The sequence below is a fragment of the Streptomyces aureus genome, from assembly GCF_001418135.1.
GTDB classification, from domain to species: Bacteria; Actinomycetota; Actinomycetes; order Streptomycetales; family Streptomycetaceae; genus Streptomyces; species Streptomyces aureus_A.
Genome location: NZ_LIPQ01000101.1, coordinates 53,248 through 67,482, shown reverse-complemented (window position 1 = coordinate 67,482; position 14,235 = coordinate 53,248). Strand labels below are relative to the sequence as shown.

The 14,235-nt window shown below is 68.7% G+C and carries 9 protein-coding genes and 1 pseudogene; 8 read left to right on the top strand and 2 right to left on the bottom strand.

Features of this window, described 5'->3' with window-relative positions; genetic code table 11:
* The 3 genes from AOK00_RS10705 to AOK00_RS10695 form a co-directional block, all read left to right on the top strand.
* The coding region (locus AOK00_RS10705; protein WP_254047312.1) for a winged helix-turn-helix domain-containing protein at window positions 1–541 on the top strand (541 nt) is incomplete at its 5' end.
* Between the two features lie 57 nt (window positions 542–598).
* A complete protein-coding gene (locus AOK00_RS10700) occupies window positions 599–997 on the top strand; it encodes an OB-fold nucleic acid binding domain-containing protein (RefSeq protein ID WP_073906407.1) in 399 nt (132 codons plus the stop codon).
* A gap of 3 nt (window positions 998–1,000) precedes the next feature.
* Window positions 1,001–1,741 (top strand): DUF3159 domain-containing protein, encoded by a 741-nt coding sequence (locus AOK00_RS10695; protein WP_055600067.1) that lies wholly within the window; start codon window positions 1,001–1,003, stop codon window positions 1,739–1,741.
* A 66-nt stretch (window positions 1,742–1,807) separates the two neighbouring features.
* Here the strand turns inward: AOK00_RS10695 and AOK00_RS10690 are convergent, their stop codons facing one another.
* Together AOK00_RS10690 and AOK00_RS10685 are read right to left on the bottom strand one after the other, a co-directional pair.
* Complete coding sequence (locus AOK00_RS10690) at window positions 1,808–2,485, bottom strand: potassium channel family protein (protein WP_030321521.1); 678 nt, start codon at window positions 2,483–2,485, stop codon at window positions 1,808–1,810.
* Window positions 2,485–3,153, bottom strand: a complete 669-nt coding sequence (locus AOK00_RS10685; RefSeq protein WP_030321520.1) for a potassium channel family protein — start codon at window positions 3,151–3,153, stop codon at window positions 2,485–2,487. Before AOK00_RS10685 ends, AOK00_RS10690 begins: the two co-directional genes overlap by 1 nt.
* A gap of 234 nt (window positions 3,154–3,387) precedes the next feature.
* Between AOK00_RS10685 and AOK00_RS10680 the strand changes: the two genes are divergently transcribed.
* The 5 genes and pseudogenes from AOK00_RS10680 to AOK00_RS10665 all read left to right on the top strand — a co-directional run bounded on the left by AOK00_RS10680 (window position 3,388) and on the right by AOK00_RS10665 (window position 13,706).
* A complete protein-coding gene (locus AOK00_RS10680; RefSeq protein ID WP_055600066.1) occupies window positions 3,388–5,439 on the top strand; it encodes an APC family permease in 2,052 nt (683 codons plus the stop codon).
* 107 nt (window positions 5,440–5,546) lie between these two features.
* Window positions 5,547–6,875, top strand: coding sequence for a class I SAM-dependent RNA methyltransferase (locus tag AOK00_RS10675; RefSeq protein ID WP_055600065.1), 1,329 nt, complete (start codon window positions 5,547–5,549; stop codon window positions 6,873–6,875).
* Between the two features lie 523 nt (window positions 6,876–7,398).
* Window positions 7,399–7,808, top strand: a pseudogene (locus tag AOK00_RS41570) (hypothetical protein); the annotation flags it as partial.
* 146 nt (window positions 7,809–7,954) lie between these two features.
* Complete coding sequence (locus AOK00_RS10670) at window positions 7,955–9,436, top strand: lipase/acyltransferase domain-containing protein (protein ID WP_254047311.1); 1,482 nt, start codon at window positions 7,955–7,957, stop codon at window positions 9,434–9,436.
* Window positions 9,429–13,706 carry a WD40 repeat domain-containing protein gene (locus tag AOK00_RS10665; RefSeq protein WP_079041927.1) on the top strand — a complete coding sequence of 1,426 codons (4,278 nt, stop codon included), beginning with the start codon at window positions 9,429–9,431 and terminating at the stop codon, window positions 13,704–13,706. Before AOK00_RS10670 ends, AOK00_RS10665 begins: the two co-directional genes overlap by 8 nt.
* Window positions 13,707–14,235: the final 529 nt, after the last annotated feature.

The following is a 14,235-nucleotide window of genomic DNA, read 5'->3' as shown; positions in this document are numbered from 1 at the left end:
CGTCCTCGACCTCGGCCTCCCCGACATGGACGGCGTCGAGGTCATCAAGGGCCTGCGCGGCTGGACCCGGGTGCCGATCCTGGTCCTCTCGGCCCGGCAGACCTCCGACGAGAAGGTCGAGGCGCTCGACGCCGGCGCCGACGACTACGTCACCAAGCCCTTCGGCATGGACGAGCTGCTGGCCCGGCTGCGCGCCGCCGTCCGCCGTGCCGAGCCCGTCGGCGGCGCCGAGGACGGGGTCGTGGTCGTCGAGGCGGAGGGCTTCACCGTCGACCTCGCGGCGAAGAAGGTCCACCGCGACGGCCGGGACGTCCGGCTCACCCCCACCGAGTGGCACCTGCTCGAAGTCCTGGTCCGCAACAGCGGCCGCCTGGTCAGCCAGAAGCAGCTGCTCCAGGAGGTCTGGGGACCCTCGTACGGCACGGAGACCAACTACCTCCGGGTGTACATGGCGCAGCTCCGCCGCAAGCTGGAGAGCGATCCCTCGCACCCGCGGCATTTCGTCACCGAACCGGGCATGGGCTACCGCTTCGAACGCTGAACCGGCGGCCGTTCGGGGGCAGGTCCCGGCGACGGCGGTGGCCGGTACGCTTTCTGTATGAGTGCTGCACCACGTACAGAGAAGCCGGCCGGTAGGTTCCGCCGGATGCTCGACCGGCTCTCCTCCTCGCCGGAGGACCTGGAGTCGGAGGAGCTCCAGGAGGACGCCGAGGCGTCGGGGTGCACGCGAATCTGCGACTGCTCCGACCGCCAGATAGTCAAGGTGACTGGTACCTTGCGCACGGTCACACTGCGCCCCCGGGCCGGTGTGCCCGCGCTGGAGGCCGAACTCTTCGACGGCACGGCACCGCTCGACGTCGTGTGGCTCGGCCGGCGCTCCATCGTGGGCATCGAGCCGGGCCGCAAGCTGATCGCCTCCGGCCGGATCTCCATGAGCCACGGCCGGCGGGTCCTCTTCAACCCCAAATACGAGCTCCGACCGCTCGGACAGGAGTAGCCGGTGACGTCCCTCGACAAGCCGACCACCACGGACCAGGACGCCCAGGCATCGAAGGAGGTCACCGAGGCCGCGCTGTTCGAGGCCTTCGGCGGCCTGCGGGGCATGATCGAGACGGTCGTGCCGGGCCTGTTGTTCGTCACGATCTTCACGATCAACAAGAACGTGCAGATCTCCGCGATCGCCGCCCTCGCGGTGTCGCTGGTCCTGGTCGCCGTCCGGCTCATCCGGCGGGACACCGTCAAGCACGCGTTCAGCGGCGTCTTCGGCGTCGCCTTCGGTGTCGTCTTCGCGATGATGACGGGCAACGCCAAGGACTTCTACCTGCCGGGCATGCTGTACACCCTGGGCCTCGCCCTCGCGTACATCGTCACCGCGCTCGCCGGGGTCCCGCTGATCGGCCTGATCCTGGGCCCGGTCTTCAAGGAGAACCTCTCCTGGCGGACCCGTAACCCCGGCCGGAAGAAGGCGTACACGAAGGCGAGCTGGGCCTGGGGCCTGATCCTGCTCGGCAAGTGCGCGATCCTCTTCCCGATGTACTGGTGGGCCGACACGACCAAGTTCGGCTGGGTGCTCGTGGCCCTGAAGATCCCGCCGTTCCTGCTCGCGGTCTACCTCACCTGGGTGTTCCTCGCGAAGGCTCCGCCGCCGATCGACGTCTTCGCCGAGATGGAGGCCGAGGAGCTCGCCGAGAAGGAGCGCAAGGCGGCCGCCGCCGCGGCGCAGAGCCACCCGGAGGCCTGAGACGGCACGAGAAAGGGCCCGGACCTGACGAACAGGTCCGGGCCCTTCCGCGTGTACGGCCGGTGCTCAGGACTCCGTCGGCTCGCGGCGGACCTGCAGCAGGTCCTCCAGCTGCTCCTCGCGGGCCTGCGCGGCCACGAACAGCAGCTCGTCGCCGGCCTCCAGGGTCTCCTCGGCACTCGGCGTCAGCACCCGCGAACCGCGGATGATCGTCACCAGCGAGGTGTCCTGCGGCCAGGCCACGTCCCCGACCGCGGTGCCGGCGACCGCCGACTCCGGCGGGAGCGTCAGCTCGACCAGGTTCGCGTCGCCGTGGCTGAAGCGCAGCAGCCGGACGAGGTCGCCGACGCTCACCGCCTCCTCCACCAGGGCCGACATGAGACGCGGGGTCGAGACGGCCACGTCCACGCCCCAGGCCTCGTTGAACAGCCACTCGTTCTTCGGGTTGTTCACCCGGGCGACGACCCGCGGCACGCCGTACTCGGTCTTGGCGAGCAGCGAGACGACCAGGTTCACCTTGTCGTCGCCGGTCGCCGCGATCACCACGTTGCAGCGCTGGAGCGCCGCCTCGTCGAGCGAGGTGATCTCACAGGCGTCGGCGAGCAGCCACTCCGCCTGCGGCACCCGCTCCACCGAGATGGCGGTCGGCGCCTTGTCGATGAGCAGGACCTCGTGACCGTTCTCCAGCAGCTCGCCCGCGATGGAACGGCCCACCGCACCCGCGCCCGCAATAGCGACACGCATCAGTGACCGCCCTCCTCGGGACCCTCGGCGAAGGCCTCCTCGACCTTCGCGATCTCGTCCGTACGCATCATCACGTGCACCAGATCACCTTCCTGGAGCACCGTCTGCGAGGTCGGCAGAATCGCTTCGCCCAGCCGGGTGAGGAAGGCGACGCGCACTCCGGTCTCCTCCTGGAGCCGGCTCACCTTGTGGCCGATCCAGGCCGGGGAGGTGTGCACCTCCGCGAGCTGCACCCCCCCGCTCGGGTCCCGCCACAGCGGCTCCGCGCCCGAGGGCAGCAGCCGCCGCAGCATCTGGTCGGCCGTCCAGCGGACCGTCGCGACCGTCGGGATGCCGAGGCGCTGGTAGACCTCGGCGCGACGCGGGTCGTAGATCCGCGCCGCCACGTTCTCGATGCCGAACATCTCGCGGGCGACCCGCGCCGCGATGATGTTCGAGTTGTCGCCGCTGCTCACCGCGGCGAACGCCCCCGCGTCCTCGATGCCGGCCTCACGCAGCGTGTCCTGGTCGAAGCCCACGCCCGTGACGCGCCGACCGCCGAAACCCGACCCCAGACGACGGAAAGCCGTCGGGTCCTGGTCCACGACCGCGACGGTGTGCCCCTGCTGCTCCAGGGTCTGCGCGAGAGCGGCTCCCACTCGCCCGCAGCCCATGATGACGATGTGCACGTCCCCTTACCCCGCACTCCTGATCGTCTTACTGACCTGCGAAAACACCCTGCTCACAACTTTCCTCACCCGATGCGCCCGGGTCGCGGCGGGCGACACCCTGCCGGGTCACCCGGTCCGAGCTTAAGCGTCAACGCTGGCCTGGACCGCATCCGAGGTGGTAGTCAGGGAGATTCCGTGCCTATCGGGGGTGCCGGTGCACGTGGCTGTTTTCGAACGCTTACGATCCTCTCCGTGTCCAAACTGACCGACCTTCCCAAACGGATCCTGATCGGGCGGGCCCTGCGCAGCGACAAGCTGGGAGAGACTCTCCTCTCCAAGCGGATCGCCCTCCCCGTCTTCGCCTCCGACCCGCTGTCCTCGGTGGCGTACGCACCGGGCGAGGTGCTGCTCGTTCTGTCCGTGGCCGGGCTGTCGGCCTACCACTTCAGCCCGTGGATCGCGCTCGCGGTCGTCGTCCTGATGTTCACGGTCGTCGCCTCGTACCGGCAGAACGTCCACGCGTACCCGAGCGGCGGCGGCGACTACGAGGTCGCCAACACCAACCTCGGGCCGAAGGCCGGACTGACCGTCGCGAGCGCCCTGCTCGTCGACTACGTCCTGACCGTCGCCGTGTCGATCTCCTCGGGCATCGAGAACCTCGGCTCCGCGATCCCCTTCGTCGTCGAGCACAAGGTGGCCTGCGCGGTCGGCGTGATCGTGCTGCTCACCGTGATGAACCTGCGCGGAGTGAAGGAGTCGGGCTCGCTCTTCGCGATCCCGACGTACGTCTTCGTCGCCGGCGTCTTCATCATGATCGCCTGGGGCGCGTACAAGGGGATCGTCCTCGACGAGACCATGAAGGCGCCCACCGCCGACTTCGAGATCAAGCCCGAGCACGAAGGGCTCGCGGGCTTCGCGCTCGTCTTCCTGCTGCTGCGCGCGTTCTCCTCCGGCTGTGCCGCGCTCACCGGCGTCGAGGCGATCTCCAACGGTGTCCCCGCCTTCCGCAAGCCCAAGTCGAGGAACGCCGCCACCACGCTCGCCCTCATGGGCGGCCTGGCCGTCACGATGTTCTGCGGCATCATCTTCCTGGCCATGGCCACCGATGTCCGGATGGCCGAGAAGCCGGCGCAGGACCTGCTGGTCAACGGCCGGCCGGTCGGCGAGGGCTATGTCCAGGACCCGGTCATCTCCCAGGTCGCGGCCGCCGTCTTCGGCGACGGAACGTTCTTCTTCATCCTGCTCGCCGCAGCCACCGCGCTCGTCCTCTTCCTGGCCGCCAACACCGCGTACAACGGCTTCCCGCTCCTCGGCTCGATCCTCGCCCAGGACCGGTACCTGCCGCGCCAGCTGCACACCCGCGGCGACCGCCTCACCTTCTCCAACGGCATCGTGCTCCTCGCCGGTGCCGCCGCCCTGCTCGTCTGGGTCTACGGGGCGGACTCGACCAAGCTGATCCAGCTGTACATCGTCGGCGTCTTCGTCTCCTTCACCCTCAGCCAGACCGGCATGGTCCGGCACTGGAACCGGCACCTGACGACCGAGCGGGACCCGGCCAAGCGCCGCCACATGATCCGCTCCCGCGCGATCAACGCCTTCGGCGCCTTCTTCACCGGCCTCGTCCTCGTCGTCGTCCTCGCCACCAAGTTCACCCACGGCGCCTGGGTCGCCCTGCTCGGCATGGTGATCTTCTACGGGACGATGTCCGCGATCCGCCGGCACTACGACTCGGTCGCCGCCGAGATCGCCGCCGCCGAGGACCGCCCCGACGAGTACGTACGCCCCTCCCGGGTCCGCTCCATCGTCCTCGTCTCCAAGCTCCACAAGCCCACCCTCCGCGCCCTGGCCTACGCCAAGCTCATGCACGCGAACGAGCTGGAGGCGCTGACCGTCAACGTCGACCCGGTCGAGACGAGGGCGCTGAGGGAGGAGTGGGAGCGGCGCGGCATCAACGTCCCGCTCAAGATCCTCGACTCGCCGTACCGCGAGATCACCCGCCCGGTGATCGAGTACGTCAAGAACATCCGCCGGGAGAGCCCGCGCGACGCCGTCTCCGTCTACATCCCGGAGTACGTCGTCGGGCACTGGTACGAGCACCTGCTCCACAACCAGTCCGCACTCCGCCTCAAGGGCAGGCTGCTCTTCACCCCCGGCGTCATGGTGACCTCCGTCCCCTACCAGCTCCGGTCCTCCGAGGTCGCGAAGAAGCGGGCCAGGAAGCGCCAGGAGTGGAACGCGCCGGGCTCGGTCCGCCGCGGCCCGGTGGAGAAGGGCCACAAGGAACCGGCGACCAAGAACAACTAGCGCCGCCGAACACCGGGCGCAAGGAACATCTCAAAAAGAACAACTAGACTGGTGGGCTGCCGTCCAAACGGCAGCCCACCGTCGCGTCCCCTTGGAGCTTCCCCACCATGCAGAACACCCCTGTTTCGTCGTTGGTCGGGGAAGAGTACGAGGTCGAGGTCGGTCCGGTCGCGCACGGAGGCCACTGCATCGCCCGCACCGAGGCGGGCCGTGTCCTCTTCGTCCGCCACGCGCTGCCCGGCGAGAGGGTCGTCGCCCGCGTCACCGAGGGCGAGGAGACCTCCCGCTTCCTGCGCGCGGACGCGATCACGATCCTCGACCCGTCCAAGGACCGCGTCGAGGCCCCGTGCCCCTTCGCGGGCCCGGGCAAGTGCGGCGGCTGCGACTGGCAGCACGCCAAGCCCGGAGCCCAGCGCCGCCTCAAGGGCGAGGTCATCGCCGAGCAGCTCCTGCGGCTCGCCGGCCTGACCCCCGAGGAGGCCGGCTGGGACGGCACCGTCATGCCGGCCGAGGGCGACAAGCTCCCGCAGGGCGAGGTCCCGCAGTGGCGGACCCGCGTCCAGTACGCGATCGACGCGGACGGCCACGCGGGCCTGCGCAAGCACCGCTCGCACGAGGTCGAGGTGATCGACCACTGCATGATCGCGGCGCCGGGCGTCTCGGAACTGGGCATCGAGAAGCGCGACTGGGAGAACATGGCCTCGGTCGAGGCCATCGCCGCCTCCGGCTCGAACGACCGCCAGGTCATCCTGACCCCGAAGCCCGGCGGCCGCCTCCCCCTGGTCGAACTGGACAAGCCGGTCTCCGTCCTCCGCGTCGACGAGAAGGACGGCGGAGTCCACCGCGTCCACGGCCGCGCCTTCGTCCGCGAGCGCGCCGACGACCGCACCTACCGCGTCGGCAACGGCGGCTTCTGGCAGGTCCACCCGAAGGCCGCGCAGACCCTGATGCTCGCCGTCATGCAGGGCCTCACCCCCCGCAAGGGCGAAACGGCCCTCGACCTCTACTGCGGCGTCGGCCTCTTCGCGGGCGCCATCGCCGACCGCGTCGGCGAGCAGGGCGCGGTCCTCGGCATCGAGTCGGGCAAGCGCGCGGTCGAGGACGCCCGCCACAACCTGGCGGCCTTCCCGCGCGTCCGCGTCGAACAGGGCAAGGTCGAGTCGGTCCTCCCGCGCACGGGCATCACGGAGGTCGACCTCATCGTCCTGGACCCCCCGCGCGCCGGCGCCGGCAAGCAGACGGTCCACCACCTCGCAGGCCTCGGCGCCCGCCGCATCGCCTACGTGGCCTGCGACCCGGCAGCCCTGGCCCGAGACCTGGCGTACTTCGCGGACCGCGGCTACAAGGTCCGGACGCTGAGGGCCTTCGACCTGTTCCCGATGACCCACCACGTGGAGTGCGTGGCGATTCTGGAGCCGGTGAAGAAGGACGCCTGACCTGGGGTTTTACAGATGGTCGGGCCGCTCGACCTGTTTCCGGTTGTGCAACGGTTCGAGCGGACAGCCTGTCCATTAGAGGAGGTCTGACCTGCGACTTCACGCTGCAGCGGTGACCGGGCCGGCAGCGGTGTCATCCACTTCTCGGAATGTTGACGCTCAGATGACGCTCGTCCTGCGGGGTTTTCATCCCGGAGAGGCACCCATCGCAGGCTCATTTTCCGTGAGCGTGTGACTGCCATCAACGCGGCGGACGTCTTGTGGCGGAGATGCCGCAGGTGGCGGCAGGCCAATGCGTCAGCGCGTGGCCACGACCCACGGCCCTGCCTTCGGTAAGCGGCGTTCGATCACCGCCCGTAGCCCGGCGCGGACCTTAGCGACTTCATCGAGTCCCGGGACACCTCCAGCGCGATCAGCCTGACGTCGCATCGAATAGCGACAGCGGTTCCCGGTCGTCTTGCGGCTCAGGGACGTGGCGCAGTCCAGGGGCTGCGCCGATGTCCGGGTCGGCATCGGCCGTGGCATCCGCGGCTCACGGCGAGTGGGGGGCGCGGCGGTTCCGGAGGAGCGACTGCCCCGGGATGGTGAGCTCGTCGAAGTACGGGGTCAGAGCTGGGTCGTCGCCTGGGTGGACCCCGCCCGGCCTCCGACGGCCGCGCCGCGACGCTCATCCACCTCCAGCCCGTCGCCGACGGACGGTTCGGCGACACCCTCTCCGTCATTTGGGAGGTCGAGCCTGGCCGACACGTCCTTGACATCGGCTGGAACGAGGCCGCCGAACGCAACGTTGTCCGCGCTTTCGCCTCTCTCCTGCGCCGCCGATTCTTCGAGTACGACGAGTCCGAGACCCTGGTTGGGCTGCTGAAGAAGAACCTCGACGCGGGCGATGAGGTCACCGAGGCCCTCGGTATCCAGGTCCGCCAGGCCGTTGAGTAACTGGTGTACGCCCGGTGCTACTCGGCCCGCTTCCTGCGAACCGAGTTGAAGGCGCGGGTGAGTGCCGCCGCTGCCTCTCGTCGGCGGCGGTGGTCCTTGGGTTTCCGCTCCTCCACACGGCGTCTGCCGGATATCGTTCCTGCATGATGTTTGGGGGGAACGAGCGCACCGGCGTGTCACCTGATGTCACTCATGACGCCGTGGTCGTGGTGCCGGGGATCATGGGCAGTGCGCTGCGCGACACCGTCACAGGGCACTCGGTGTGGGGTCTGCGTGATCCTCGGTGGCTGGGTGCCTGGCTGCGTGACGACGGGACGCACCCGTTGCACATGGACGAGGACGAGCGGTCCGGCAAGTACGGCCGGGTGGAAGCCACCGGGCTGCTGCGCTTTCCCGTCTGGGCGCCGTTCCTGAAAGGGCTCGAGCCCTACAGCGCCCTGCTCGCCGCCATCGAGCGGACGGTCGCTGACCCGAAGGCCGTACTCGAGTTCCCGTACGACTGGCGGCTACCCGTCGCCGTCAACGGCGCACTGCTGGCGGAAGCCGCCCATCGTCACCTGATCCGGTGGCGCGCCAGTGAGGAGCACGATCGGGCACGCCGTCGGCATCCGGACGGGCGCGAGGCCCGCCTGGTGTTCGTCGCCCATTCCATGGGCGGCCTGGTCACCCGGGCCGCCTTCGCCCACGCCGTGTCCCAGGGCAGCGACCTGGCCCCTGACACCAGAGCCGTGGTCACCCTCGGCACGCCGTTCCTTGGTTCGGTCAAGGCGGCCGTCATCCTCAACGGCGACCGCTCCGGCCGTCTGCCCGCCCGGCTGCGACGCCGGATGCAGGCCCTGTCGGCGACACTGCCCGGCGTGCACGACCTGCTGCCGGACTACCGCTGCGTCGACGCGGGGACTGACGTGCACCGCCTGGGCCCGGCCGACGTGGCAGCCTTGGGTGGTGACGTAGAACTCGCCCGTGAGGCCCAATTGTTCCAGCAACGCATGCGTGAACGGGCGCCCGCCCTCCAAGGGCACCGCGCGCTCGTCGGCGTGGCCCAGCCGACGGCGCAGAGTCTGCGTCTCGACGCTGGGGTGGTGCACAAGCAGTACGTCGCGTTCGAGCGTAACGGAGACGGTGAACTGGCCCGCGACGGTGACCGCATCCCCATCCGCCGTGACCGGGCAGGCGACGGCACCGTCTACCGGGACGCGGCCCACCTCGCCGCGAACGAGCCTGTAGGACTCCCGTTGCAGCATGGCGGCCTGGCCAAGGACAGCGCCGCCGTCGAGTATGTGCGAGCCGTGCTCACCGAGTACGACCACAACCGTGGTCCCGCACTGGGTGACGGTCACATCGGCCTGGATGTTCCCGACTATGTCGTGGCAGGTCGCCCTTGGTTGCTGCGGGTGCGTTCCGCGCCGGACTCGGGGCGGCCTGCGAACGCTGGGACGCGATGCACCGTCCACAACGCGGCAACCGATCAGCAGATTGCCAGGGCGGGCCTCCACCGAATCGATGGTGAACTCGGCGCCCAAGTCACCCTGCCCGCACCCGGTCTGTACCGGATCAAGGCCAAATCCGGAGGCAACTCACCCGTCACACAGCTCGTCCTGGCAGTCGATCCCAAGGATGACTGAGACGCGGCCGATGGTGACTGTTTCGGACAGCGGGAACGCCTCGGGGGCGCTGCAGTTCTTTCCGGTCGACATCGGTGTGTATGTTCACCATGACCATCTGGAGACGGAGCCGGAGGTGGCGGCCGTTGCCGCGCTGCTGGAACCGTTCGGTGCTCGCGTCGACCCCTGGGCAGTCCCCGCGGAGAAACGAGACGTCGGCGCTGTAAAGCAACGACTTGAAGAGTGGTCGGCCTCCCACGTCACTGGTGACACAGTCCTGTACTGGGTCGGTCATGGGTGGAGCAACGGGGGTCCCACGACGTTGCTCGCCCACGCCCTCAGCCCCGCGGAACTGACTCAGAACGGCATCGGGCCCGAGGACCTGCTGCAGTCCCTCAAAGCGCGGCAGTGTCAGGTCGACGCCGGCTGGGCCATCGTGATCATCGATGCGTGCTCCTCCAGTGACTTCGTGGATCGGATGCAGTCCAAGGCTCTGGATGACAAGGAAGCGCGCGACTACCTGCTGATTGCGACGGCCGCGGAGGGGAGCACCGTCCTCGGCGCTTTCCGGAGGGTACTGAACACCGTTCTGACGAGCACCTTCCGCACCGAGGACACGATCGACTTCTACGACCTCGCCAGAGAGCTCCAGCGGAACCTGAGCGGCTGTTCTGTCCACCTGCGTCCGGGTGACGGTGGTGCCGCTCTGCGCCGCGCCGTGCCCACGCTGGCGGGCCGCATGCAGGCGTCCCTGGACACCGTGACCGACATCGAGAAGGTCCTCGACAACCTCACGGACGACGAGCGTCTCCACTTCATCCCCAAGGCCAGTGGTGCCGAACTGGGGGAACAGAACTGGTACTTCGAAGGCCGTGAGGAAGAGCGCCGCCGGATCCTCGCATGGCTCGACAGCGCGGAAGGAGGGATGCTCGTCGTCACCGGAGCGGCGGGGTCGGGTAAGTCGGCGCTTCTGGGGCACATCGTGGTGCACTCCCGTCGTGAGCTCGCCGATATTCTGATTGAGCATCAGAAGCTCGGCCCCCTTCCCGAGGGCAGCGTCCCTCCCTACGACGTCTTCGACTCGGTCCTTCACCTGACGGGGGCGACGCCCCGGACTGTGGTGCAGCGTATTGCGGACTCGGCCGGGCTCGGCATTCCGCCCGACGCGGCGATCGGCGAACAGTGTGCCTGGCTGGTCGAGCGCTTTCGCGCGGTCGGCAGAGGCGCCGGCGAACAGCTCTCCAGGGCCGACGCCGACGTCCGCTTCACGCTACTGGCGGACGCGCTCGACGAGGCGCACCTACCTCTGCTGATCGCGGAACGGATACTCAGCCCCCTGGCGGACCTGGACGGTGTGCGCGTCGTTGTTGGCACGCGCCGGTCCACGGCCGAAGGACCCGATCTGCCGGCATTCGACGACGCGGACCTCATGGAGGCACTGGGAACGGATCGGAACGGCAACCGCGAGACACTGAGCGTCGTCCGCGACCCCGCGGCCATGCGCCAGTACATACGCAATCGACTGCACGCGGCACGGGCCCGGTTGGGCGTCGAGCCCTCACAGATCGACAGGACTGCGGAAGCCCTCAGTGATCTTGACCGGGAATTCCTCTACGGTCGTCTTGCTGTGCACGAAATCATCAGTACCCCTGACCTGGCCGCTGACCCGACCCCCCTGCTCGCGTGCGACCACCGACAGCTCTTCGCCCGGGCCGTCGAGCGGTTGAGTGAAAAGATCCCCTGTAATCGCCTCCTCCTCGAAGCGCTCGCTCTGACACAGGGGCGCGGCCTGCCCATCGCCGACGGCGTCTGGGCAGGCATCGCTACGGCCCTCGCCGACAGCCCTGACATTGCCGTCACCGATGACGACATCACAGAGCTGACGGACACAGCCGCGCCGTACCTCATGTTGGACACGGAATCGGGCCAGAGCGTGTACCGCCTGGCGCACCGGACATTCTCCGAGCACTTCACCCGGACGGTTCCGCCTTCTGCGCACGACGACCGGCACCGCCGTATCACCGAGTACCTGGTGGAACCCCCGAGCCCGGTGCTGGACCAACGACCCAACCCCTATGTCGTGAACCATCTGCCCACCCATGCCGGTCTTGCCGGGCCGGACGGATGGCAGGTCCTTGCGGACCGCCCCCAACTGCTCGACCGGCTGAGCCCCTCGGCGGTCGTCGCCAGCGTCATGCTCAGAGCCCTCGGGCGGTTCGAGCTTCCTCCCCCGGTGGCCGGAGTCCTGTTCGCATGGGAGCAACTCGCCACCGTGGACTCCCGGGACCGGCGAGGATTGCGGGAGCTCGCGAGTCTTCGCTGCACGCAGGAGAGCGTCGTGCAGCGCTTCGGCAGGAGAACTTCCGACCCTGATTCGGCCTGGTCCGTGCGCTGGGGACAACTGAAAGGCCACGCACCGCACTTGCGTCTTACCGGTCACAGGGGCTCGGTCCAGACCGTCGTGGCGTTCACGGACGCCTCAGGGAGAGTGCTGCTGGCGTCGGGCAGTGACGACGGGACGGTACGGTTCTGGGACCCGGCGCGGGGGGAAGCCGTGGGGGACCCGGTGACGCTGCACGACGCCGCCGTCCAGTCGATCGAGGCGTTCACGGGCCCGAAGGGGCGGACGCTGCTGGCCACCGGGGGAGCGGACGGCACAGTACGCATCTGGGACCCCATCAGGGGAGAGGCAGTGGGGGAGCCGCTGACCGCTCACGACGACTGGGTCCACTCCGTGGCGGCGTTCGAGGACGCCAACAAGCAGACGCTGCTTGCCACGGGAGGCGGAGACGGGACGCTGCGCGTCTGGGAGCCGCTGACTGGCAGGGAGCTGGCGGTGGGAGGCTTGGACGAGCCCGGGACGGAGTGGGACCCGGACACCGGCCGGGAAACCGATGTGCTCGTGGGGACCGGTCACGATGGCGACGTCTACTCGGTGGTGGCGTTCGGCAGTCTGGACGACCAGGACAGGCATGTGCTCCTGGCCACCGCGGGCAACGACGGGACGCTACGGATTTGGAACCCGGTCACCGGGGAGGAAATCACTGATCCCCTGACCGGTCACGAAGGAGCCGTCTTCTCCGTCGCGGCATTCGTGGGGCGGGAAGGGCAGACACTGCTGGCTTCCGGGGGTGAGGACGGGACGATACGGATCTGGGATCCGGATACCGGCAGGCAGACCAGGGAGCCTCTCACCGGTCACATGGAACCAGTCCTCGCGGTGGGAACGCTGGTCGAGTCAGGCGAGGACGGTGTACGGACGCTACTCGTCACTGCCGGAGCGGACAACAGTGTCCGACTATGGGATCCGGCCGGCGGCCAGCCGGTGACAGCTCTTCTGGCAGGCCACGAGGACTGGGTGAGGGCCGTGACGCCGGTGCCGCCCTTGTCCGGTGCGTACCCACTGCTGGCTACCAGCGGCGACGACCACACCCTACGGATCTGGGCACCGCTCAGCGGCCGACTGGCAGGTGTGCCCTTTCACGACGCCGCGACGACCACGCGGGCGCTGACGTCCTTCACCGGCGAAGAGGAACAGACGCTGATTGCCGCTGTGGGCGCCGACGCGGTGCTGCGGGTGTTCGACCCGGCCGAGGGCGAGCAGGTCGATGTGCTGCCGACCGAACGCGACGGAGACGTCCTCGCGGTAACCGCGGTCCGAGTCGACCGTGGCGATGGCAAAAGGCTCGCTTTCGCCACGGGTGGTGAGGATGGGGTGGTGCGGTTGTGGGATTTGGGTACTGGCGAGAAGGCCGGCGAGTTGGTGACGGATCACGCCGGTGGGGTGCAGGCGCTGTCGGCGTTCGTCGGGTTCGGCGGGCGGTCCTTCCTGGCCACGGGTGGTGAGGACGGGGTGGTGCGGTTGTGGGATCCGGGTACCGGCGAGAAGACCGGCGAGTTGGTGACGGATCACGCCGGTGGCATACGGGCCTTGTCCGCGTTCGTCGGACTCGGCGGGCAGTCTCTCCTGGCCACGGCGGGCGCGGACGGGGTCGCACGACGGTGGAACGTCATGACAGGCGAGGCCGTGGGGAAGTCGATCACCCATCCAGACCTGACCGCCATTGAGTCGTATCGGCTCCCGGACCACGAAGCCATGCTCGTCACGGGCGACAACAATGGAACCGTCCGCTTCTGGAACTCCGAGACAGGAGCAGAGGCGCTGAGTATCCCCCTGGGCCTTCCGGTGCACGACGTCGCCTTCGTCGACGGCGACTTGGCCCTCGCCACAACGGAAGGCCTCGTGCAAGTGAGCCTCGAAGCGGGATCGAACCTCACGGGCAAGCCCTGAACCGAGTGAGCACCGCCGGGTAGGCAGATATCTGGAAGCGAGGCTGCTCGTCACCGGCGGCACTGCTCCGCAGAGGGCCGCCGAAAACATCCGGACATTACGGCGCCGGGGAATTCTTGCACCGCTGTCCTGATGATTTCGCCTGCCTTGCAGCGCTGTTGTGGCCGCTTTCCCTGCTTGGCGGCACTGGGCCGGAGCAAGTGCGCGGACGAGTCTGGCAGCCGAATATCGGATACCAGACACAGGTGCGGTCACTGGTCTGAAAGAAGGGGCCGAAGATGGTGTCTCAGACCTTCCCGGTATCCTCGACAGCCCGGCCCGCCAGCCCCGCCGACTACGCTCCCCTCGCCCACCTTGCCATCCCCAACACCATCTCTACCGGCAGGTGATGCGCGCCTTCCTCGTGGTCGAAGAGCGGTTCGCGGTCCACCGGAGGGCTGTCCGCCGGTTTGAACGGCAGGGATGGTGTGCGCATCGCCACGTTCCCAGGGCGGTGCGTTCCCTGGCGCTGCACGCCCCCCACTAGCGA

Excerpts from the sequence above, each read along its gene's own strand:
- AOK00_RS10700 (WP_073906407.1), top strand. The coding sequence starts at position 599 with ATGAGTGCTGCACCACGTACAGAGAAGCCGGCCGGTAGGTTCCGCCGG.
- AOK00_RS10670 (WP_254047311.1), top strand. The coding sequence starts at position 7,955 with ATGATGTTTGGGGGGAACGAGCGCACCGGCGTGTCACCTGATGTCACT.
- AOK00_RS10690 (WP_030321521.1), bottom strand. The coding sequence starts at position 2,485 with ATGCGTGTCGCTATTGCGGGCGCGGGTGCGGTGGGCCGTTCCATCGCG.
- AOK00_RS10665 (WP_079041927.1), top strand. The coding sequence starts at position 9,429 with ATGACTGAGACGCGGCCGATGGTGACTGTTTCGGACAGCGGGAACGCC.
- AOK00_RS10675 (WP_055600065.1), top strand. The coding sequence starts at position 5,547 with ATGCAGAACACCCCTGTTTCGTCGTTGGTCGGGGAAGAGTACGAGGTC.